Here is a 23,388-nt window from a genome sequence, read left to right as displayed (position 1 = left end):
GGGGCCGTCCCCCGGGCAGACACAGCACGGGGACCAACGGCGGCCGGTCGGTGCGGCCGCTCACACCGGGGGCCGACGGCGGCGGGCCCGGTGCCGTCCGCCCGGGGGCCGACGGCGGCGGGCCCGGTGCCGTCCGTCACGGCACCGGGCCCGTACGTCAGCGGGGGCTCACGCCTTCCACTCGTCCCACGACATGTTCCAGCCGTTGAGGCCGTTGTCCGGGTCCACGGTCCGGTCGTGCGCGTGCTTGACGACCACCACGTCGCCGATCATCGAGTGGTTGAAGAACCAGGCCGCCGGCACGCCGCTGTCGTAGCCGCCCTTGACGTCGCGCAGGCCGACGCAGCCGTGGCTGGCGTTGTAGTTGCCGAAGGCGTCGCCACCCCAGTAGTTGCCGTGGATGAACGTGCCGGAGTTGGTGAGGCGGATGGCGTGCGGGACGTCCTTGATGTCGTACTCGCCGCCGTACCCGACGGTGTCGCCGTTCATCCGGGTCACGGTGAGCTTCTCGCTCATGACCATCTGCCCGTTCCAGGTGTCGTAACCGGGCTTGCCGGTGGTCACCGGGATGGTCCTGATGACCTTGCCGTCCTGGGTGACCTTCATCGTGTGCTTCTTGGCGTCCACGACGGAGACCTGGTTGCGGCCGATGGTGAACTTCACCGTCTTGGCCTGCTTGCCGTAGACGCCGTCACGGCCCTCGACGCCGTCGAGGTTCAGCTTGACGGTGACCTTGGTGCCGGACTTCCAGTACTTCTCGGGCCGGAAGTCCAGGCGGTCGTTGCCGAACCAGTGGCCCTCGACGTCGACGGGCGGCTCGGTCTTGATCTGGACGGCCTTCTCGACGTCCCCGGGATGGGTGATGCCCCGGGTGAAGCGTATGGAGAACGGCATGCCGACGCCGACCGTGGAGCCGTCCTCGGGGGTGAAGTAGCCGAGGAAGGTGTTCTTCGGGGTCAGCGTGGTGAAGCTGGAGTCCTCGGCCGCCCGACGGCCCGCGGAGTCCTTGGCGACCGCGTGCACGGTGTACTTCGTGGCGGCGGCCAGATGGGTCGAGGGCGTCCAGCTGGTGCCCCCGTCGCTGATGCTGCCGGCGACCGTGGTGCCCTTGTCGTCCTTGACCTCGACCTCGGTCAGCTTGCCCTTGCCCGCGGTGACTTTGAGGGCGCCGCTGGTGTCGACCTCGCCGGCACCGGCCTTCGGCGAGATGGTGACCACGGCCTCGGACTGCTTGCTCTGCGCGGCGGAGGAGTCCTTGCCCTTCCCGCCGCCGGAGCCCGAGTCCGAGCCGCCGCCACCGCACGCGGTGGCGGCCATCAGCACCACGCCGGCCACGACCACCGGCCAGCCCTTCCGGCCTCGCCGACTCCCCACCGACGCCCCCGATATCGGCCGCACGTTCAAGTTGTTCTCCCCTCCCCGAGCCTGGTCAGGCCCGCGCCCCGGCGCGCACCCCACGCACGCATCGGCGCATATTAACCGCAAGGTTTTGGGGATCGTGTCAGCTGATGGTCACCGTTTCGTAGCAACATCAACTGGCCGGGGCGGCCGGGGCCACCAGCGCGTCAACTCACCGCACTGCCCGACTTCCACTCCTTCCACCCCATGTTCCACCCGCCGAGGCCGTTGTCGGGAGCGACGGTTTTGTCGTTGCTGTGCACCACCTCGATGACGTCCCCGACCAGGCTGCGGTCGAAGAACCAGCCCGCGGGCGTGTCCGAACCGCCGCCCTTGACGTCCCTCAGGCCCACACAGCCGTGGCTGACATTGACGTTCCCGGGGGCGTCCGGGGCCCAGTAGTTGCCGTGCAGGAAGGTGCCCGAGTCGGTGAGTCTCATGGCGTGCGGAACGTCGGGGATGTCGTACTCGCCGCCGAACCCGACCGTGCGGCTGTTCATACGGGTGACCTCGAGCATCTCCATCACCACCATCTTGCCGTTGTACGTGGTGGTCTCGGGGGCGCCGGCCGTGATGGGCACGGTGGCGAGCAGTTCGCCGTCCCTGCGTACCTCCATGGTGTGCTCGGCGGCGTCCACCAGCGAGACCTGGCTGCGGCCGACGGTGAAGGAGAACGTCCGGTGCTGCAGCCCGTACACGCCGCGTGCCCCCTCGACGTCGCGCAGCCGCAGGTCGACGGTGACCTGGGTGCCGGGCTTCCAGTAGCGCTGGGGGCGGAAGTCCAGGCGGTCCTTGCCGAACCAGTGCGGCCGGATCTCCACGTTCGGTCGCGCGGTGACCCGGACGGCCCGCTCGACGGCGGCCCGGTTCACGATCTCCCGGTTGAAGGCCAGGGAGACGATCATCCCGGTGCCGACGGTGGCACGGTTCTCGGGGGTGACGTACGCGATGAACCGCTGCTCGGGGACGTGTGTCGTGAACGTGGCGTGCCGGGCCGAGCGGTGCCCCTCGCCGTCCAGGGCCACCGCGTCGACGGTGTACCGGGCGGCGAGCGCCAGTTTGCGGTCGTCGGGCTCCCAGGTCATGCCGTCGTCGCTGAGATGACCGTGCACCGGGGTGTCCTGGGCGTCCTGGGAGCGGACCACGGTGACGGATTCCAGTCGTCCGTCGGGCACCCGTACGCGCAGCTTTTCACCCGGACGGACGTCCTTGCTGCCGTCGTCCGGGGAGATACGGATGGCGTCCCTGGGTGCCGGGGGTTTGCCGAGGACCCGGCCGACGCCGATGTCGTCCGCGATGTCCGGACCGCAGCCCGCGGCCCCGGCCAGCAGTGCCGCCCATGTCAGTGCCGCCGCCAACGCGGCGCCCGCGCGCCGTGCGCGTCCTTGTGCATGCCTCACGACGGTCTCAACGACCGTCCCCGCCCTGGGGAAACGTGAGTGCGACGCTAGCGCTGGGCAGAACAGTGGGGAGGACGACGCGACGCGGCGCACGACGGGACCCGTGTACCCGTTTCCACGTCGTTCCACGAGCCGCGGGAGGCTGACCACGTGACCAGCTCGGCCGAGCAGCAGGTAGTGGCGGAACAGCGCGCCGCGGTGGTGAGCGGCACGCGGCACGCCGCGCCGCCCACCGTGCCGGTCTGGCCGGGCGCGCCCACCCCGCTGGGTGCCCGCTTCCGGGTCGGCCCGGACGGTGTCCGCGGCACGAACTTCGCGGTGTGGGCGGCGGGCGCGGAGGCGGTCCGGCTGTGTCTGTTCGACGAGCACGGCCGGGAGACCCGGGTGTCGCTGACCGAGCTGACGCACGAGATCTGGCACGGCTTCGTACCCGGCGTGCTGCCCGGCCAGCGGTACGGCTACCGGGTGGACGGCCGCTGGGACCCGTGGACCGGCGCCCGCTGGAACCCGGCGAAGCTCCTTCTCGATCCGTACGCGCGTGCGGTGGACGGAGAGTTCGACCTGCCGCCCGAGGTGTACGGGCACGTCCGGGACTGGCCGGACCAGCATGTCGCGGACACCGTGCGCGACGACCGGGACTCCGCGCCGCACGTCCCCAAGGGCGTCGTCGTCCACGATGACGACGACTGGTCCGACGACCACCGTCCCAAGACCCCGTGGGCGGACTCGGTCATCTACGAACTGCACGTACGGGGCTTCACCAGGCTGCACCCGGGCATCCCGGAGGAACTGCGCGGCACGTACGCCGGCCTGGCGCACCCGGCGGCCCTGGAGCACCTGGTGAAGCTGGGCGTCACGGCCGTCGAACTGCTCCCCGTCCACCAGTTCGCGCACGAGGACCACCTGCTGCGCCGGGGCTTGAGGAACTACTGGGGCTACAACTCCATCGGGTACTTCGCCCCGCACGCGGCCTACGCGGCCTCCGGGACGACCGGCCAGCAGGTCGGCGAGTTCAAGCGCATGGTGCGGGCGCTGCACGCCGCGGGCATCGAGGTCATCCTCGACGTGGTCTACAACCACACGGCGGAGGCGGGCGAGCTGGGCCCGACCCTGTCCCTGAAGGGCATCGACAACCGCGGCTACTACCGGCTCCAGGACGACGCCCGCCGGTACGCCGACTACACGGGCTGCGGCAACACCCTGCACGTCGTGCAGCCCCAGGTGCTCCGCCTGATCACGGACTCCCTGCGCTACTGGGTGACGGAGATGGGCGTGGACGGCTTCCGCTTCGACCTGGCCGCCTCGCTGGCCCGCTCCATGCACGACGTCGACATGCTCTCCCCGTTCCTCGCGGTGATCGCCCAGGACCCGGTGCTGCGCCGGGTGAAGCTGATCGCCGAGCCGTGGGACGTCGGCTCCGGCGGCTACCAGGTCGGCGCGTTCCCACCGCTGTGGACGGAGTGGAACGACCGCTACCGGGGCGCCGTCCGCGACTTCTGGCGCGGCGCCCTGCCCGACGTACGCGACCTCGGCTACCGTCTGTCGGGTTCCAGCGACCTGTACGCCTGGGGCGGCCGGCGGCCCTACGCCTCCGTCAACTTCATCACCGCGCACGACGGTTTCACCCTGCGCGACCTGGTGTCCTACGAGCACAAGCACAACGAGGCGAACGGCGAGCACAACCGGGACGGCTCGGACGACAACCGCTCCTGGAACTGCGGGGCGGAGGGGGAGACGGACGACGCCGGGATACGCGCCCTGCGCCGCCGCCAGTTGCGGAACCTGATGACCACCCTCCTGCTCTCCACCGGCGTCCCCATGCTGGTGGCCGGCGACGAGATGGGCCGCACCCAGCGCGGCAACAACAACGCCTACTGCCAGGACAACGAGCTCGGCTGGCTGGACTGGAGCCTCCTGGACGACCCCGGCTGGCGCCCGCTGTTCGAGCTGACCTCCCGCCTGATCGCACTGCGCCACCGCCACCCGGTACTGCGCCGCCGCGCCTTCTTCTCCGGCCGCGCCCACTCGGCGGACGGTCTCAGGGACCTGGCCTGGTTCACCTCCCGCGGCACGGAGATGACGGAGGGCGACTGGTACGCGCCCGCCGCCACCCTCGGCATGTACCTCTCCGGCCGCGACATACCCGGCCGGGACGCGCGCGGCGCGCCGATCGCCGACGACAGCTTCCTCGCGGTGCTGCACGCGGGTGACGCCCCGGTGCCGTTCGTGCTGCCCGGCCCGCCGTGGGCCGAACGGTACGAGGTGGTCGTCGACACCTCACGGGAGGACCAGGGCGACGCCCCGGCTGTGGTGCACGCGGCGGGGACGGAGATCACGGTGCCGGGGCGGTCGGTGCTGCTGCTGAGGGTGGGGTGATGGCCGCCGAACGCGCCTGCTGTTGCTCCAACGTCCTTTCTTCATCAAGTAAGTTCACAAGGAGTGACTATGCCGCTACTCTCCCTTCGTGAGTGCGCAATTGGACAAACTGGCCCCTTACGGGTTCGGCGCGGTCGCCATGCTGGCCTTGTTGTTGTTCGTCGCCCGTACCTTCCTCACCACCCTCGCGGGTGAGGCCGCGAAGGCGGCGCCGAGTGCGGTGCGCCGCCTGTACCGAAGGGTCCGTCCGGTCGGCGGCCGAAAACTGAAGCGCTACCGCGACCAGGTGCGGGCCGAACACTCCAAAGTGCGTCTGGGACTCTCGCAGGCCGGCCGGGAAGGCGGCCAAGGCTCGCCCGGCCTGCGGGACGTCTACGTACCGCTTCACTGCGAGCTGGACGGTGGGCGGGGGGACGCGGCGACCCTTCTGCGCGTCAAACGCCTGACGGTCCTCTTGGGCGACCCGGGCGCGGGCAAGTCCCTCCTGCTCAAGCACGAGATGCTGGAGTGGGCGGACAGCGGGGACGACCGGGCGCTGCCCGTCATCGTCGACCTGCACGCGTGCAACTCGTCGGAGGATCCGTTCGAGGAACTCATCACCGCGAAGTTCCGGCAGACCGGCATATCCAACGCCCAGGATCTGGTGGAGACACGACTGGAATCCGGCGGTCTGCGTGTCTTCTTCGACGGTCTGGACGAGGTAGCCACCGAGCACTTCGAGCGGGTGGTGCGGCAACTGAGGGAGTTCGCCGTCCGGTACAGCGCCTGCGAGATGGTCGTCACGTGCCGGAACGCCGCCTACGAGCAGCAGCTGCAGGACGTATTCGACCAGGAGATCCGCGTCGCCGAGTTCGACGACGCCTCGATCCTGCGCTTCCTGTCGAAGTGGCCCGACCTGAAGGACGCGGTCACGGCGGCCAGGATCTTCCAGGCGCTCCAGGAGGACCCGGAACTCATGGTGCTGGCACGCAGCCCCCTGATGCTCACCATGATCGCCTATCTGCAGTCCGGCGACCGGCCCGAGAGCGTGGGTCCGCTGCCCAATTCGCGGGCCGCCTTCTACGACATGGCGGTGGCCCATCTCCTGGACCGGGACCGCCTGTTGAACCGCAGCGCGGCGATCGGGAACTACCACGCCGGCCGCAAGACGCTTGTGCTGCAACGGCTCGCCGTCAACCAGTTGTGCGCGTCGTCGGCGCGGGGGGACCGGCAGGAGATCACCCGCGAGCAGTTCGAATCCGTCATCGCGGAACTCCTGCCGGGCTTCGACCTGGAGCGCGATCCCCACCTCCAGAGGATGCTCGCCGAGATCGTCAGCCGCAGCGAGCTGATCAAAGACATCGACCGGGGCCGGCACTACCGGTTCACCCACCTCACCCTGCTGGAGTACCTGGCCGCGTGCGAGCTGCGCACGGACGAACAGCGGTTGATGCACCACTACCGCCGGGATCCGAAGCCGTGGCGGGAGACGGTGCGGATGTGGTGCGCGGTGACCCGCGGCTCCTGCACCCGGGTGGTGCGCGAGGTGTTCGAGCACAACGACATGTGGCGCAAGGTGCTCGCCCTGCAGTGTCTGGCCGACGCGGTGCACATCGATGAGGAACTGGCGGAGGAGATCCTGGCCTACTTCCTGGACCGGCTGGGCACCCCGGGCGACACCCAGGGCGACATCGCAAAGGGCTTGGGCACCCTGGCGGCCAGCAGCAGTCCGCGGGGGCGGCGGGTACGGGAGGCGTTGATCGCGGCGGCTCAAGAGCCGGCACCCGCACGGCGCTCGGCAGCCCTCCGCGCGCTCACCGTGTCCGGGCGCCAGGAGTCGGCACGGGCCCTGGCCCGGCTCCAGGACCCGGAGGCGCAGACGGCGCTGCAAGCCATGGGTGATGTGGCGGTGCCGTCACTGGCCCAGGAAGCCGAGCGGGGGAGCATGTGGGCGGTGCGGTCGTTGGGGGCGGTCGGCACCCCCACGGCGGCGGTGCAATTGGCGGGTCTTCTGTGGACGGGTCGTGTCGCCGGCCCTCCCACGGCTCCGGCGGCGGCGTGGAACCTGGCATCACTGATGAACAGCCCGGAGGTGCTGAGCGCACTGAGCGAGTGGACTGCCCCCGCGGCCCAGACCACGACACGCGAGCAGACGTACCCGTGGGTCTGGGAGAAGTTCCGGCACCCGGGCGCACTGAAGACGATCGCGGCCAGGATCGCCTGGCTGATCGACAAGTCGGCCGACGACCCGGCGCCGCCCGTCGGCGTCAACACCATCCATCCCCACATCGGGATCCCGCTCTTCGCCTGCGCCCGGTTCCCCCGGCCGCTGCCGGAGCCTCACGACTCACAGTTGTGGGCCACGGTGGACGCAAGGATCCGAACAGCACAGCTGACGCTCGGTCTGCATCCCGGGGCACTGTCCCGGGAGCGGAGCCGCCTCAGGTCCATCGAGCAACTGTTTGACAATGACCAGGCGCGTACGCCGGCCGGCAGGGAGGCGCTGAAACCGCTTCGCGACGCACTTCTGAACCTCGGCCGCGCCACCCTGGCCCACCGGGCCGTCCTGCACGCCCTCCCCTGGTCCGTCCAGACGCACCTGCTGGCGGTCCGTTTCGGGGCCACCTACGAGCGCAGAGAAGCGGCACTGCTGGAAAAGTGGCGCCAGGTCCACGAACAGCGACCCGAGCCGCCCCGCATTCTCACGGCCGTCGCCCTGACCACGGGCTCGCTGATCCTGGGCACCGCCCTCGGACTCGGCGGCACCCGTCTGCTGTCCACCGGGTTTGGATGGCACCCCTGGGGCATGGCGGCCTGGGGCCCCCGATGGCTGGCCCTGGCGCTCATCGCCATGAGCGTCGTCGGCGCGCTGCTGTTCGCCTTCGGCATTGATGCGGAGTCCGACCTGATCGCGTACTCCGCGCTCTTCTCTCTGCTGTTCGAAGTGGGGTGCGCCTTGTACCTTTTCTGGCTCGCCCTCGCCTCCGGCAGGGATCTGGTGGGCTGGACCACCACCCTGGTCATCCTGACCCTGCTCGCCGGGGTTTGCGCGACGGCCGCCATCCTGACCGAACGCATCAATGAGAAGCGGGACAATCCCCTGCGCACCGCCGTACTCGCCACCGGAAGGCACCACCCCGCCCCGTGGGCGACTCCTTGACGCCTGAACCGGCACACTGGCGACGTCGGGGCCGCCTGGGAGACGACCGCGAAGATCGCGTGAGGTCTCCTGGCCGTAGGACCAGCGACCGAGCCCGGTCCGGCCAAACTCGGTGGGCGATGTCAGTGCCGGTCCGTAGGCTCACGGTGATGCCCACGACACGTGCAACCACCGCCGAAGGCCGTAGCGCCGTCCGAACCCTCCTGCGTCTGTGGCCGTACGTGCGACCCGCGCGGATACGGTGGTCCGCCGCCGCGTTCGTCGCGGTCGTGGCCTCCTGTACGGGTCTGGTGATCCCGCTGGTGCTGAAGTGGCTGGTGGACGGGCCGGTGGCCGACCGGGACCCGCGGGGAGTGTGGCTGGGCGCGCTGTACCTGCTGCTGCTCGGCCTCGCGGAGGCGTTGCTGTTCGGGCTGCGGCGGTGGCTGGTGGCCCGGCCGCTGTCGCACATCGAGGCGGAGATGCGGGCCGGACTCTACCGGCATCTGCAACGGCTTCCGGTGGCCTTCCACGACCGCTGGGCCTCCGGCCAGTTGCTGTCGCGTGCCACCACCGACCTGATGCTGCTGCGCCAGTTCCTGGCCTTCCCGCTGACGTTCCTGCTGGTCAACACGGTGACGATCCTGGTCGGCGTGGTCATCATGCTGATGCAGGACTGGGTGCTGGGGCTGGTGATCCTGGCGCCCGCCGTGCCCGTGATGGTGACCTGCTTCGTCTTCGAACGGCGGTACGCCCAGGTGGCGCGGCTCGCCCAGGACCAGGTCGGCGACCTGACGACGGTCGTCGAGGAGAGCGTCCTCGGGATCCGCATCATCAAGGGGTTCGGGCGGCACCGCAGCCAGGCGCGGGCGTTCCGCGAACTGTCGGGGACGCTGCGGGGGACGGAGCTGCGCAAGGCCCGGCTGCTGGCGGCCATCTGGGGCGTCATCGTCACGCTGCCGGAGCTGGCGATCGGGGTGGCGCTGATGTGGGGGACCGTGCGGGTGGCGGACGGCGAACTGTCCGCCGGGACGCTGGTGGCGTTCCTGTCCACGGCGCTCGCCCTGCGCTGGCCGATCGACTCCATCGGCTTCCTGCTGGCGATGAGCCAGGAGGCGGCGACCGCCACGGAGCGGTACTTCGAGGTGATGGACGAGGAGCCGGAGTCGGATTCCGGGCCCGGGGGCGCCGACGGAACCGCGCCGGCCGACGGGGACCAGGGCATCCGGTTCCACGGCGTCCGCTTCCGCTACCCCGACGCCCCGCCCGGCTCCCCCGCCGTCCTGGACCGTATCGACCTGCACATCCGCCCCGGCGAGTCCATGGCCCTGGTCGGGGCCACCGGCAGCGGGAAGACCACGCTCACCGCGCTGATCCCCCGGCTGCACGAGGTCACGAACGGCCGGATCACGCTGGACGGTGTGGACATCACCGCGATGTCCCGCGCCCGGCTGCGCTCCGAGGTCGCCGTCGCCTTCGAGGAGCCCACCCTCTTCTCGGCGAGCGTCGGCGACAACGTTCTCATGGGAGCGGGCGACGAGGCCGGCGCCCCGGAGCTGGAGCGGGCGCTCGCCGTCGCCCAGGCGGAGTTCGCGCACGCGCTGCCCCAGGGCACCGACACCCAGGTCGGTGAACAGGGCCTGAGCCTGTCCGGCGGGCAGCGGCAGCGGCTCGCGCTGGCCCGGGCCGTGGTCGGCAACCCCCGGTTCCTGGTCCTGGACGACCCGCTGTCCGCCCTGGACGTGCACACCGAGGCCGCCGTGGAGGCCGCGCTGCGCCGGGTCCTGGCGGACACCACCGCGCTGATCGTCGCCCACCGTCCCTCCACCGTGCTGCTCGCCGACCGCGTCGCCCTGCTCTCGGGCGGCCGCATCACCGCCGTCGGCACCCACCAGGAACTCCTGCGTTCCCATGCCGAGTACGCCCATCTGATGTCAGGCGCCGAGGCCGGTGCGACGACCGGTGCCGAGTCCGGCGCCATGTCCGGCGCGAAGTCCGGCGCCATGGCCGGTGCGAAGTCCGGCGCCATGGCCGGTGCGAAGTCCGGGGAAGCTTCCGGGGAAGAGGAGGACGAACGATGACCGCCGCCCCCACCACGCCGGTCCCCACCGCCGGCGAGGAGGAGGAACTCCCGCGCCCACCCGCCGCCGACGACCCCTTCGACCGCGACGTCCTGCCCACCCCGCCGGGAGCCACGGCCGCCCTGCTGCGGTCGCTGCTCGCCCCGATGCGGATGCGGGTGGCCGGCACCACGCTGTTGCTGCTGCTGCAGCAGGCGGCCGTGCAGGCGGGCCCGCTGCTGGTGGCGTACGCCATCGACCGGGCCGTACCGGCGCTGCGCGAGCACGGCGACCACGGGCCGCTGGTCGCGGTGGGCGTCGGCTATCTGCTGAGCGCGCTGGTCTCCGGCGTGCTGCAGTACGCGTTCATCGACGCCTCCGCCCGCGTCAACCAGGACGTGCTGCTCGACCTGCGCGGCCGTATCTTCCGGCACGCGCAGGCCCTGAGCGTCGACTTCCACGAGCGGTACACCTCGGGACGGCTCATCTCCCGGTCCACGACGGATGTGGAGTCACTGCGGGAACTGCTCAGCGAGGGGCTGCAGGAACTCGTCACGGTCGTCCTCTCCTTCGTGTACATCGCGGCGATGCTGCTCTGGCTGGATCTCGGGCTCGGCGCGGTCGCCGTGGCCTCCTTCGTGCCGCTGTACCTGCTGGTCCGGTTGTACCGGCGGCGTGCGGGGCGGGTGTTCCGGGCGCGGTCCACGGCGATCGCGGCGGTCATCGTGAAGTTCGTCGAGACGATGAACGGCATCCGGCCGGTGCGCGCCTTCCGCCGCGAGGCGGTCAACGACGCGGACTTCCGGGTGCTGAACCGGCGGCACGAGCGGACCAACGGCGACGCCCTCCTGGAGATGGCCCGCTATGTGGTCGGTTCCCGGGTGGTGGCCAACACGGCCGTCGCGGGGATCGTGCTGTGGGGTGCCTACCGGGTGGCGTCCGGCTCGCTGGCGCTGGGCGTGCTGGCGGCGGCTGTGCTGTATCTGCGCCGGCTGTACGACCCCATCGACCGGCTGGGCATGTTCCTGAACTCCTACCAGTCGGCGGCGGCCTCCCTGGAGAAGATCGCGGGTCTGCTGGCGCAGACGCCCTCGGTGCCGGAGCCGTCGCAGCCGAAGGAGCTTCCGGTCCGCCAGGGCGAGCACCCCGGCCGCGAGGTCGTCTTCGACGGTGTCCGGTTCGCCTACCGCACCGGCGGTGAGGTGCTGCCCCGCTTCGACCTCACGATCCCCGCCGGGCAGACGGTCGCGGTCGTCGGCTCCACCGGCGCCGGCAAGTCGACGCTGGCCAAGCTGCTGGCCCGGTTCTACGACCCCACCGACGGGCGGGTGCTGCTGGACGGTGTGGACCTGCGCGAGCTGGCCGTGCCCGAACTGCGGCGCGGGGTGGTCATGGTGACGCAGGAGGCGTTCCTGTTCTCCGGGACGGTGGCCGAGAACATCGCCATCGGGCGCCCGGACGCCACCCGGGAGGAGATCGAGCGGGCGGCGAAGGCGATCGGCGCGCACGAGTTCATCGGCGCGCTGCCCGACGGGTACGACACGGACGTCCGCAAGCGCGGCGGGCGGATCTCCGCCGGTCAGCGCCAACTGGTCGCGTTCGCCCGCGCGCTGCTCGCCGACCCGGCGGTGCTGATCCTGGACGAGGCGACGAGCTCGCTGGACGTCCCGGGGGAACGGGCGGTGCAGCGCGCCATGGCGACGGTGCTGCGCGGCCGTACGGCGGTGGTGATCGCGCACCGGTTGTCGACGGTGGAGATCGCCGACCGGGTGCTGGTCATGGAGCACGGCCGGATCGTCGAGGACGGCGAACCGGCCGAACTGATCGCGGGCACGGGCAGGTTCGCGGACCTGCACCGGGCGTGGCGGGACAGCCTGGCGTAACGGAACCCGGTACGGAGCGGAGGAGACGGGGGCACATGATCGACGCGTACGAGGATCCCGGGACGCCCGACTGTCGCGGCGGCTGGTGGTACCTGTGGTGGCTGGTGCGGTGCCAGTCGGGCCGCTCGCTGGCCGGGGCGCTGCTGGGCAGCGTCTGGATGGTGCTGCTGGCCGCGGCGCCGTATCTGATGTCCCGGGCGGTCGACGACGGGCTGGTGCCGGGGCACCTGGGCACGCTGGCCTGGTGGACGCTGGTGCTGTTCGTGGTGGGCGCGTTCAACTCCTGGCTGAGCATCATGCGGCACCGCACGATGACGCGGGTGCGGATGGACGCCAACTTCCGCACGGTCAAGGTGGTCGTGGACCACGCGGTCCGGCTGGGGGCCGCGCTGCCGCGCCGGGCGGGGGCCGGCGAGGTCGTCACGATCGGCGTGGGCGACGTGCAGACGATCTCGCAGGCGCTGACCGTGGTCGGGCCCGGAGCGGGCTCGATCGTGGTCTACCTGGTGGTGGCCGGGCTGCTGCTCTCGGTCTCCGCGCCGCTGGCCGCGGTGGTGCTGCTCGGGGTGCCGGTGATCGCGCTGCTCACCGGGCCGCTGACGCTGCGGCTGCAGGGCGCGGAGAGCGAGTACCGGGAGCGGCAGGGCGTGCTCGCGGCGCGGATCGGGGACCTCGCGGGCGGGCTGCGCGTCCTCAACGGGCTCGGCGGCAAGGGCCTGTTCGCGGAAGCGTTCCGCAAGGACTCGCAGCGGCTGCGCGCGCAGGGCTACCGGGTGGGTGCGTCGGCCAGCTGGGTCCAGGCGCTCGGGGTGGGACTGCCCACGCTGTTCCTGGCCGTGGTGACCTGGCTCGGGGCCCGGCTGGCGGCCCGAGGAGACCTCACCATCGGCGAGTTGGTGGCCGTGTACGGCTATGTGGCGGTGCTGATCGGGCCGGTGGCGTTCTTCGTGCAGATGGCCTACGACATGAACCGGGCCGTGGTGGCCGCCCGCCGGGTCGTACGGCTGCTGCGGCTGGAGCCCGAGCCCGACGAGGGCGCGCTGCCCGCGCCGGACGGGCCGGCCGAACTGCACGACCCGGCGTCCGGGGTGCGGGTGGTACCGGGCCGGCTCGTCGCGCTGGTCGCCGACCGGCCCGCCGAGGCGGTCGCCGTCGTCGACCGTCTGGGCCGGTACGGCCCCACCGGCGCAACCTGGGGCGGGACCCGGCTCGACGCGGTGCCGCTGGCCGACGTACGGGCCCGGATCCTGGTCGCCGACAACGAGGCCGACCTTTTCGCCGGACCGCTCAGGGAGGTCGTCGCCGCCGGGCCCACGGCCGACGAGGCCGCGCTGCGCCGGGCGGTGTACGCGGCCGCCGCGGAGGATGTCGTACGCGGGCTGCCGGACGGACTGGACTCGGCCGTCGCCGGGCAGGGCCGCAGCCTCTCCGGCGGGCAGCGGCAGCGGATCCGGCTGGTGCGGGCGCTGCTGGCCGACCCGGAGGTGTTGCTCGCCGTCGAGCCGACCTCGGCGCTGGACGCGCACACGGAGGCCACCGTGGCCGAGCGGCTGCGGGAGGCGAGGGAGGGGCGTACGACGGTCGTGACGAGCACCTCGCCGCTGGTGCTGGACCGGGTGGACACCGTGCACTACCTGGTCGACGGAAAGGTCGCGGCGACCGGCACGCACCGGCGGCTGCTGGCGGAGGAGCCCGGCTACCGGGAGTTGGTGTCCCGGGACGCGGATGTCGAGGAGGCCGTACGGTGACGTCGGGCGAGGGACTGCTGCCGGTCGCGGACCGGGCCGGGGTGCGGCGGGCGACCGGGCGGCTGGTGCGGGCGGACGGGCGGGCGTTCGCCGCCACGCTGGTGCTGAACGCGCTGGCGGCCGTCGCCGGGCTCGCCGGCCCTTGGCTGGTCGGGCGGATCGTCGACGAGGTGCGGGCGGGGCACGGGGTCGCGGCGGTGGACCGGCTGGCGCTGTGGATCCTGCTGTGCGCGCTGGCCCAGCTGCTGCTGGCCCGCTGGGCGCGGTACGTGGGGCACCGCTTCGGGGAGCGGACGCTGGCCCGGGTGCGTGAGGAGTACGTCGACCGGGTGCTGGCGCTGCCCGCGTCGACCGTGGAGCGGGCCGGGGCCGGTGACCTGACCGCGCGCGGCACGGCCGACGTGGCGACCGTCGGCACGACGCTGCGGGACGTCGGCCCGGAGCTGCTGGTGTGCACCGTCCAGGCGCTGTTCGTGCTGGGCGCGGTGTTCGCGCTCGATCCGCTGCTGGGCCTGTTCGGGGTGCTCGGCCTGACCCCGATCTGGGTGGCGCTGCGCTGGTATCTGCGCCGGGCCCGGGACGGTTATCTCGCCGAGGGGGCGGCCACCTCCGAGGTCGCCGAGATCGTGGCGTCGACCGCGGCCGGTGCCAGGACGGTCGAGGCGTTCCGGCTGCGCGAACGGCGGATCGCGGCGAGCCGGGACGCCGTGGAGGAGTCCCGCCGCACCCGCTTCTACACGCTGCGGCTGCGCACCGTGTTCTTCCCGGCGGTGGAGGCGACGTACACCGTGCCGGTGGCGGGCGTGCTGCTGCTCGGCGGATGGCTGCACGAGCGCGGCGCGGTGGGGCTGGGCGCGGTGGTGGCCGCCGCGCTGTACCTGCGGCAGTTCACGGAGCCGCTGGACCAGATCCTCATGCGGGTCGAGCAACTGCAGAGCAGCGGCGCCTCGTTCGCGCGGGTGGAGGGGCTGGCCCGGGCGCCCCGGGCGGAGGCGGGCGGCGGCAGCCCGGAACCGGTGGACGACCGGATCGACGTGCGCGGGGTGCGGTACGCCTACGAGCGCGGCGGCGAGGTGCTGCGCGGGGTCGACCTGACCGTACGGCCCGGGGAGCGGCTGGCGGTGGTCGGCCCGTCCGGCGCGGGCAAGACGACGCTGAGCAGGCTGCTCGCGGGTGTCGACGCGCCGGGCTCGGGCACGGTGACCGTGGGCGGGGTCCCGGTCGCCGGGCTGGAGCCGGAGCGGCTGCGCCGCCAGGTGGTGCTGGTCACCCAGGAGCACCATGTCTTCCTCGGGACGGTGCGGGAGAACCTGCTGATCGCCGAACCGTCCGCCGGGGACGAGGCGTTGTGGTCCGCGCTCACCGCGGTCGGTGCCGACGGCTGGGTGCGGGAGCTGCCCGACGGCCTCGACACCCGGCTGGGCGCGGGCGGTCACGCCACGGACGGCTCGCAGGCGCAGCAGCTCGCGCTCGCCCGGGTCGTGCTGGCCGACCCGCACACACTGATCCTGGACGAGGCCACCGCCCTGCTGGATCCGGCCACCGCCCGGCACACCGAGCGCGCCCTGGCCGCCGTGCTCGAGGGCCGTACGGTCATCGCCGTCGCGCACCGTCTGCACACCGCGCACGACGCGGACCGGGTGGCGGTGATGGAGGACGGCCGTCTCACCGAACTCGGCACCCACGAGGAGCTGGTGGCTGCCGAGGGGGCGTACGCGGCGCTGTGGCGCACGTGGCACGGGGGGCCGCGGTGAAGCAGAGGGCCCGACGGTAAAGCGTCCGTATATCGAACATGAATATCCGGTCAACGAACTGATTCCGGCCAAATTCCTGACGCGCTCCTGACAGATACGTCTGCCGCTGCGACTCTTCCCACAGTCGCTTCACAGCAACCCCACAGTTTCACCGCTGTGAATCTCCCCTGGCCGCACACCCGCGGCCATGCAGAAGGAGTCCGTGTTGAGAAGCAATCCCTCGCGCAGACGCACCTCCCACACCTCCTCGCACACCCCCTCCCGCGCCGCCGCGCGCCGCACCGCCGCCGTCGCCCTGGCCGGCGTGACGGCGCTGATCGCCGCGGCCGTCCAGTCGGGCGCCGCCAGTGCCGCCCCGGCCCCCTCGGCCAAGGCCGGTTCCGCCCACTCCGCGGTCCGGCTCACCCCCTCACAGCGCGCCGAACTGCTCCGTGACGCCAGTGCCGCCAAGGCCGGCACGGCCCGGTCCATAGGCCTCGGCGCCAAGGAGGGACTGGTCGTCAAGGACGTCGTCAAGGACGCCGACGGCACGCTCCACACCCGCTACGAGCGCACCTACGCCGGCCTGCCCGTCCTCGGCGGCGACCTGGTCGTCGAGACCACCAGGTCCGGCGCGACGAAGAGCGTCGTCAAGGCCACCAACGCCACCCTCAAGGTCCCCGGCCTCAGCCCGGCCGTCACCAGGGCGGCCGCCGAACGGCAGGCCGTCAAGCGGGCCCAGGCGCTCGGCGGGACCAAGTCCGCGGCCGACAGCGTCCGCAAGGTGATCTGGGCGGCGAGCGGCAAGCCCGTCCTCGCCTACGAGACGGTCGTCGGCGGCCTCCAGGACGACGGCACCCCGAACCGGCTGCACGTCATCACCGACGCGGCCACCGGCAAGAAGCTCTACGAGTACCAGGGCATCGAGACCGGCGTCGGCAACACCCAGTACAGCGGCCAGGTCACCCTGACCACGACCCAGTCGGGATCGAACTACACCCTGACCGACGGGGCGCGCGGCGGCCACAAGACGTACAACCTCAACCACGGCAGCTCCGGCACCGGCACGCTGTTCTCCCAGACCAGCGACACCTGGGGCAACGGCACCACGTCGAACGCCGCCACCGCGGGCGCGGACGCGCACTACGGCGCGCAGGAGACCTGGGACTTCTACAAGGACACGTTCGGCCGCAACGGCATCAAGAACAACGGCGTCGGGGCGTACTCCCGGGTCCACTACGGCAACTCGTACGTCAACGCCTTCTGGGACGACGGCTGCTTCTGCATGACCTACGGCGACGGGTCGGGCAACACCCACCCGCTGACCGCCATCGACGTGGCCGGCCACGAGATGAGCCACGGCGTCACCTCCAACACCGCGGGCCTCAACTACAGCGGCGAGTCCGGCGGCCTGAACGAGGCGACCTCCGACATCTTCGGCGCCGGCGTGGAGTTCTACGCCAACAACTCCTCCGACGTCGGCGACTACCTCGTCGGCGAGAAGATCGACATCAACGGCGACGGCACCCCGCTGCGGTACATGGACAAGCCCAGCAAGGACGGCACGTCGAAGGACAGCTGGTACTCGGGCCTCGGCGGCCTCGACGTGCACTACTCGTCGGGCCCCGCCAACCACTTCTTCTACCTGCTGAGCGAGGGCAGCGGCGCCAAGGTCATCAACGGCGTCAGCTACAACTCGCCCACCGCGGACGGACTTCCGGTCACCGGCATCGGCCGGGACAAGGCGCTGCAGATCTGGTACCGGGCACTGAGCACCAAGTTCACCTCCACCACCAACTACGCGAGCGCCCGCACCGGCACGCTCGCGGCGGCCGGTGAGCTGTACGGCACCACCAGCGCCGAGTACAAGGCGGTGCAGGACGCCTGGGCGGCCGTCGCGGTCGGCGCACGCTCGGGTGGCGGCACAGGCGGCGGCACCTCGTACGAGAACACCACACCGGTGTCGATTCCGGACAACGGACCTGCTGTCACCTCGAACATCACCGTCTCGGGCAGGAGCGGAAACGCGCCAAGCAATCTTCAGGTGACGGTCGACATCAGCCACACCTGGCGGGGTGACCTGGTGATCGATCTGGTCGGCCCGTCGGGCACCTCGTACCGCCTGAAGAACTTCAGCTCCTCCGACTCGGCGGACGACGTGAACGACACCTACACGGTGAACGCGTCTTCCGAACCAGCCAATGGTACTTGGCAGTTGAAGGTCCAGGACCAGGCGGCACAGGACGTCGGAACGATCAACAGCTGGAAGCTGACGTTCCCGTAGACGCAGCTTGACGCACCACGTCCAGGGCGCCGTCCGGGAGGTTCGACTCCCCCGGGCGGCGCCCGTTCACATGGGCGAAACACAGCGCGAGCAGCAGCATTTCAGCCAACATCACAACAGGGTCATGACATGTACGCGCTGTGGTGTCACTCTTCCTTCACCCGCCGCACAACACAGCAACTTCACAACGCCACACTCCGGTCAGTAACCCCACGCTGACCCGGACTCCCCCACGAGAAGGAGCTTGCGTGAGCCCCCTCTACGCGCGTCGCAGCACTCTGGCCATCGCCACCGCTGTCGCAGCCGGCGCTCTGCTCACCACTGGCCTGACCACCAGTGCCTCCGCCCAGCCCGTCGGCGCCTCCGCCAAGCCGCTGGCGGCCGCCCCGACCGCGCTGTCCGCGGCGGCCCGCACCACCCTGATCCAGAAGGCGCAGGCCGGCGCCGCCGAGACCGCCCAGAACATAGGCCTCGGCTCGAAGGAAAAGCTTGTCGTCAAGGACGTCGTGAAGGACGTCGACGGCACCGTGCACACCCGCTACGAGCGCACCTACGCGGGTCTCCCGGTGCTCGGCGGCGACCTGGTCGTCCACACCTCCAAGGCGGGCAAGACCGAGGGCGTCACCAGAGCGACGAAGGCCACCATCAAGGTGGCCTCGCTCAAGCCGCAGATCGCCGCCGCCAAGGCCGAGAAGCAGGCCCTGACCGCCGCCAAGACCCTGGGCTCGGCCAAGACCTCGGCCGACGGCGCCCGCAAGGTGATCTGGGCCGGCTCCGGCAAGCCCGTCCTCGCCTACGAGACGGTCGTCGGCGGCCTCCAGGACGACGGCACCCCGAACCAGCTGCACGTCATCACCGACGCGGCCACCGGCAAGAAGCTCTTCGAGTACCAGGGCATCGAGAACGCGACCGGCAAGACGCTGTACTCCGGCACGGTCACCCTGAACTCCGTGCAGTCGGGCTCGACGTACCAGCTCACCGACAGCGCGCGGGGCAACCACAAGACGTACAACCTGGCCCGCAAGACGTCCGGCACGGGCACCCTGGTGGCCAGCTCGACCAACGTCTTCGGCACCGGCACCGCCTCCACCTCCTCCTCGGACCAGACCGCGGCCGCCGACGCGGCCTACGGCGCGGCCGAGACCTGGGACTTCTACAAGAGCACGTTCGGCCGCAGCGGCATCAAGAACAACGGTGTCGGCGCCTACTCCCGCGTGCACTACGGGAACGCGTACGTGAACGCGTTCTGGGACGACAGCTGCTTCTGCATGACCTACGGCGACGGCGACGGCAACGCCGACCCGCTGACCTCGCTGGACGTGGCCGGCCACGAGATGAGCCACGGCGTCACCTCCAACACCGCGGGCCTGAACTACTCGGGCGAGTCCGGTGGCCTGAACGAGGCGACCAGCGACATCATGGGCACCGGCGTGGAGTTCTTCGCCAACAACGCCTCCGACCCCGGTGACTACCTCATCGGCGAGGCGATCGACATCAACGGCGACGGTACCCCGCTGCGCTACATGGACAAGCCCAGCAAGGACGGCGGCTCGTCGGACTACTGGTCCTCCTCCGTCGGCAACAAGGACGTGCACTACTCGTCCGGTGTCGCGAACCACTTCTTCTACCTCCTCTCCGAGGGCAGCGGTTCGAAGACGATCAACGGGGTGTCCTACAACTCCCCGACGTACAACGGCTCCACGGTCACCGGCATCGGCCGCGCCAAGGCGCTGCAGATCTGGTACAAGGCGCTGACCACGTACATGACGTCGACGACGAACTACAAGGCCGCCCGCACGGCGACCCTGAACGCGGCGTCCGCCCTGTACGGCTCCACCAGCACCGAGTACAAGGCGGTGGCGGCCGCCTGGTCCGCGGTCAACGTCAGCTGACCCCCGCGGTGTGACGACGGTGGCCCCCGGGAGGAAGTCGCTCCCGGGGGCCGCTTTACTCTTGGGCCCCATGTCCTTCACCTACGAGGCGGTCGGCGCGACCCGCGACAACCTGGCCGCCTGCCCGCCCGGCTTCCACCCCCTGCACGTACGCACGCGCATAGGCGAGGGGGAGCAGGTGTTCCGCCGAGCCGCCGAGGCGGTCCTCACCTGGGAGATGCACCGCGCGATCGGCGTCGGCATCGACGCGGGCGCGGACCGCGCCGCCCCCGAGGTGGACGTCACGGTCACCCTGGCCGGGGTGATACGGGCCCCCTGCCGGATCGTCTGGACGGTGGAGGAACACCGCCGCGCCGGCTGGGCCTACGGCACCCTCCCCGGCCACCCGGAGTCCGGCGAGGAGGCCTTCGTGGTCGACCGCACGGGCGACGGCACGGTCTGGCTGACGGTGGCCGCCTTCTCCCGCGCCCAGGCCTGGTACGCCCGAGCGGGCGGAGCGGCGACGCGGGGGTTGCAGCACGCGTACGCCCGCCGCTGCGGGGCGGCCCTGCGGAGGCTGTGCGCGGAGGCGTCGGAGAACTGACGGCCGCCCGAGGGTGCACGTTTGGAGGATATGCACCACCGCCGGTCGAGAAATCCGCAGGTCGCGCGTCTCGGCCGTGAGGCATTCCCTCCAATCGCCGCGCACGGCTATGATGATGACGCCCAGAACTGAGATTGGCGTTCCAGACGGCCATCCCTTGCAGGACATTGTCACGTCGTTCATTTGCCCGCCTCGAAGGCTTTGTCCAACGCGAATGAAAGTGCCGTACCAGCTACCTCTTTCCGCTCTCCCTGAGAGACCTGGTTGCGGCCTGCCCGATGGTGTTGAAGCGGTCGAGGGTGGGGACGTAGCAGCGGGCGCCCATCCAGTAGCTACTCCCTAGCCACCGACGAATCCCACGGCGTAAAGAATTCCCATCACCCGACGAAAACACGCACACAGACACCTCCCCGGCGTGCGGGCTCACGACTCCTACTGGCGGCGGCCCGCCGGGATCGACTCGGACGGGCCGCCGTGTCCTCAGGCCGCTGGGGCCAGTGTGTCCGTGGTGCTGGACCGGGCGATCAAGTGGAGCGCGCTGTAGCTCAGCGTTTCCGCTGCATGAGTACTACGCTGACCACTCCCAATACGGCCCCCACGACGCCGGCCACTATCAATATCGTCAGCATTGCGTGTCGTCCTCACTCAGCGCTGGAAGGCTTCTTGGTCAGGAAATCTGCGACCATGCGTACCCGACGCCGCCCGACACCAGCCCGCCGAACCCGCCTGCGACGGCGCCGGTAGCACGCCGGCGGCGGAGGTTTCGTTGCCTGCGCCGTCGTAGCCGAACCCGGAGTCGGAGTCGTAGGCGGTCAGTTCACCGGCCTCGTTGTAGGTGTAGGTGTGCTGGGCGTTGTCGCAGGCCGGAAGTGACGTGCCGGTCGAACTTCCCGTGCGGTTGCCCGCCTTGTCGTAGCAGTACGACCAACCGGCCGTGGTGGAGCTGTCCTTGGTCTCCACCGCCTTCGTCAGACGGCCGGCCGTGTCGTAGGTGTACGTGGTGGCGGCGCCGTCGGCGGTGCGCTTGTGGATCTTGTCGGTGTCCCTGCCGGACAACTGGTAGTCGTAGGAGATCGACGACAGCGTTGTCGAGCCGGACTTCACCTCGACCTTCGTCGGGCGGCTGGAGTCGTCCGGGGTGACGGTCTCGGTGGTGCCACCGGGGAACGTCGTCTTGGTGCGCTTGCCGTTCTTGTTGTAGTCGAACGTCGTCTTCCCGCCGCCCGGTTCGGTCACCGAGGTCAGCTCGTTGGCGTCGTCGTAGCCGTAGGTGACGATGCCGGAGGAGTCGGTGGCGGTGGCCACGTTGCCGGACGGGTCGTAGGTGACCGACGTCGTGCCGGTGCCCGGCAGGGTGCGGATGCGTTCGCGGTTCTGCTCGTCGTAGGTGAACGTCGACGTGCCCGCCTGGGTGGTGCGGGTCTTGAGGTTGCCGTCGGCGTCGTAGGTGAAGGTCGCGGTGGCCTTGTCGGCCGTCTCGGTCTTGATCCGGTCGCGGTTGTCGTAGGTGTAGGTGGTGGTGATGCCGCGGCCGTCGGTGACGGTCTTCTGCCGGCCAAGCTCGTCGTAGGTGTAGGTGAGGGGCTTGAGCGGGCTGGGCGGGGTGACCTTGGTCAGGTTGCCCTTGGAGTCGTAGGTGTAGCTGGTCTTCTTCTCGCGCGGGTCGGTGGCGGTGCAGCGCTGGCCGGGCAGGCCGCCGCAGTCCATCGTCCCCGTCTTGGGGTTGTAGGTGTAGGTCCACTTGGCGGCGGTGCCGCCGGAGGTGGAGCACACCCCGGCCGCCTGCGCCGCGGTGCTCGCGGGGTTGCCCGCCTCCGTGCCCGCCGTACCGGCCGAGGGTGCCGGGGTGCCCGGCGCGGGGGCCGGCCCGGTGCCCGCCGCGGCAACCCCCGTTCCCAGCAGCGATAACGCGGCCCCGGCCACCGCCGCGACGATCGTCCTGCGCGCACGTCTCACGTACGTCCCCCTCCGCGAACAGCGCGCAGCCGTCGACGGCCCGACACGAGCGACCGGGCGGCTCACGCGGAACGAAAGCGCATCGCCTGATGCGCCTGCACATGCTCACCACAGCACGGTGCGGAGCGGCATATTCCACGGCGGGAACACGGAGCGCGATGGTGTGTGCGCAGAGTAAGAGCACGGATTTACCCCGCGGTTGTCTTTGATGCCACGGCGGAAGGTGCATGGGGCACGCAACAGGCAAAGGCAACCGCCTCACCGGTCTCGCAATCCACGCCCGCCCCTGCCGGTGTGACATCCCAGACAGGCATGCACCCCTCGGCAGGGGGAACTGGGAAGGGCTTTCCGGCGGGTCAGCGCAGCAGCACCCCCGCCCCCTCCACCCCGTCCTCCGAAGGCACCGCCACCAACCCCAACTCGGCGCCGGAAGCCAGGAGCCGGTGGGCCGGCAGAACGCGGACCGTGTAGCCGTAGGGGCCGGTGCGGTCGAGGGAGAGAGGACCCTCGTAGACCCGGCGGCCGTCCTGGTCGGGGCCGCCCACCGCCTTCAGGGCGATCGTCGAGGCGTCGGTGATGCGGTCCTCGGAGTCGACCCGGCCGGAGACCGCCTGGACCTCCACGTCGTCCGGGGAGAGGTCGCCGAGGCCGACACGGACACGCAGGCCGAGGGTGGTGCCGAGTTCGGCGGTGGCCCTGGTGGCCGTCGTCTCGACGTGGTCGATGCTCACCCCGTGCCAGGCGGTGCGCACCCGCGTCTTCCAGGCGGCCAGTTCCTCCGCCGCGTCCGGGGTCAGCACGAGGCCCGCCTGTGCCGCCGGGGTGTAGAGGCGTTCCACGTACTCACGGACCATCCGCCCCGCCAGCACCTTGGGGCCGAGCAGGGTCAGGGTCTGGCGGACCATCTCGATCCACCGGTCGGGAAGGTCGGACCGGCCGCGTTCGTAGAAGCGGGGA

The 23,388-nt window shown here is 71.0% G+C and carries 12 protein-coding genes and 1 pseudogene; 9 read left to right on the top strand and 4 right to left on the bottom strand.

Annotation, left to right across the window (positions count from 1 at the left end):
• Nucleotides 1-168: 168 nt before the first annotated feature.
• A complete protein-coding gene (locus tag ACWC21_RS29510; RefSeq protein ID WP_450886117.1) occupies nucleotides 169-1,404 on the bottom strand; it encodes a L,D-transpeptidase in 1,236 nt (411 codons plus the stop codon).
• A gap of 161 nt (nucleotides 1,405-1,565) precedes the next feature.
• Nucleotides 1,566-2,798 (bottom strand): L,D-transpeptidase, encoded by a 1,233-nt coding sequence (locus tag ACWC21_RS29505; protein WP_450886115.1) that lies wholly within the window; start codon nucleotides 2,796-2,798, stop codon nucleotides 1,566-1,568.
• Nucleotides 2,799-2,948: 150 nt separating this feature from the next.
• On the opposite strand from ACWC21_RS29505, the gene glgX reads away from it, so the two are divergent.
• From glgX to ACWC21_RS29460, 9 genes are all read left to right on the top strand, one after another.
• The gene (glgX, locus tag ACWC21_RS29500; protein ID WP_450886114.1) at nucleotides 2,949-5,174 is read left to right on the top strand and encodes a glycogen debranching protein GlgX; all 2,226 of its coding nucleotides are present in this window, start codon (nucleotides 2,949-2,951) and stop codon (nucleotides 5,172-5,174) included.
• 88 nt (nucleotides 5,175-5,262) lie between these two features.
• Complete coding sequence (locus ACWC21_RS29495; RefSeq protein ID WP_450886112.1) at nucleotides 5,263-8,313, top strand: NACHT domain-containing protein; 3,051 nt, start codon at nucleotides 5,263-5,265, stop codon at nucleotides 8,311-8,313.
• Nucleotides 8,314-8,462: 149 nt separating this feature from the next.
• Complete coding sequence (locus ACWC21_RS29490) at nucleotides 8,463-10,373, top strand: ABC transporter ATP-binding protein (protein ID WP_450886111.1); 1,911 nt, start codon at nucleotides 8,463-8,465, stop codon at nucleotides 10,371-10,373.
• Complete coding sequence (locus ACWC21_RS29485) at nucleotides 10,370-12,235, top strand: ABC transporter ATP-binding protein (RefSeq protein ID WP_450886109.1); 1,866 nt, start codon at nucleotides 10,370-10,372, stop codon at nucleotides 12,233-12,235. The genes ACWC21_RS29490 and ACWC21_RS29485 overlap by 4 nt, the downstream gene beginning before the upstream one ends.
• 35 nt (nucleotides 12,236-12,270) lie before the next feature.
• A complete protein-coding gene (locus ACWC21_RS29480) occupies nucleotides 12,271-13,983 on the top strand; it encodes an ABC transporter ATP-binding protein (protein ID WP_450886108.1) in 1,713 nt (570 codons plus the stop codon).
• The gene (locus tag ACWC21_RS29475) at nucleotides 13,980-15,737 is read left to right on the top strand and encodes an ABC transporter ATP-binding protein (protein WP_450886106.1); all 1,758 of its coding nucleotides are present in this window, start codon (nucleotides 13,980-13,982) and stop codon (nucleotides 15,735-15,737) included. The genes ACWC21_RS29480 and ACWC21_RS29475 overlap by 4 nt, the downstream gene beginning before the upstream one ends.
• A gap of 205 nt (nucleotides 15,738-15,942) precedes the next feature.
• A complete protein-coding gene (locus ACWC21_RS29470) occupies nucleotides 15,943-18,000 on the top strand; it encodes a M4 family metallopeptidase (RefSeq protein ID WP_450886104.1) in 2,058 nt (685 codons plus the stop codon).
• Between the two features lie 248 nt (nucleotides 18,001-18,248).
• The gene (locus ACWC21_RS29465; RefSeq protein ID WP_450886103.1) at nucleotides 18,249-19,892 is read left to right on the top strand and encodes a M4 family metallopeptidase; all 1,644 of its coding nucleotides are present in this window, start codon (nucleotides 18,249-18,251) and stop codon (nucleotides 19,890-19,892) included.
• Between the two features lie 70 nt (nucleotides 19,893-19,962).
• Nucleotides 19,963-20,475, top strand: coding sequence for a DUF1990 family protein (locus tag ACWC21_RS29460; protein ID WP_450886101.1), 513 nt, complete (start codon nucleotides 19,963-19,965; stop codon nucleotides 20,473-20,475).
• Between the two features lie 645 nt (nucleotides 20,476-21,120).
• On the opposite strand, the gene ACWC21_RS29455 is transcribed toward ACWC21_RS29460, so the two are convergent.
• Nucleotides 21,121-22,431, bottom strand: coding sequence for a hypothetical protein (locus tag ACWC21_RS29455; RefSeq protein WP_450886099.1), 1,311 nt, complete (start codon nucleotides 22,429-22,431; stop codon nucleotides 21,121-21,123).
• 356 nt (nucleotides 22,432-22,787) lie between these two features.
• Nucleotides 22,788-23,388, bottom strand: a pseudogene (locus ACWC21_RS29450) (DUF3417 domain-containing protein); the annotation flags it as partial.

Source organism: Streptomyces sp. NPDC001348 (assembly GCF_053597535.1).
Note: the sequence above shows the minus strand (reverse complement) of the source record. Positions and strands in the feature narration are given on the sequence as shown.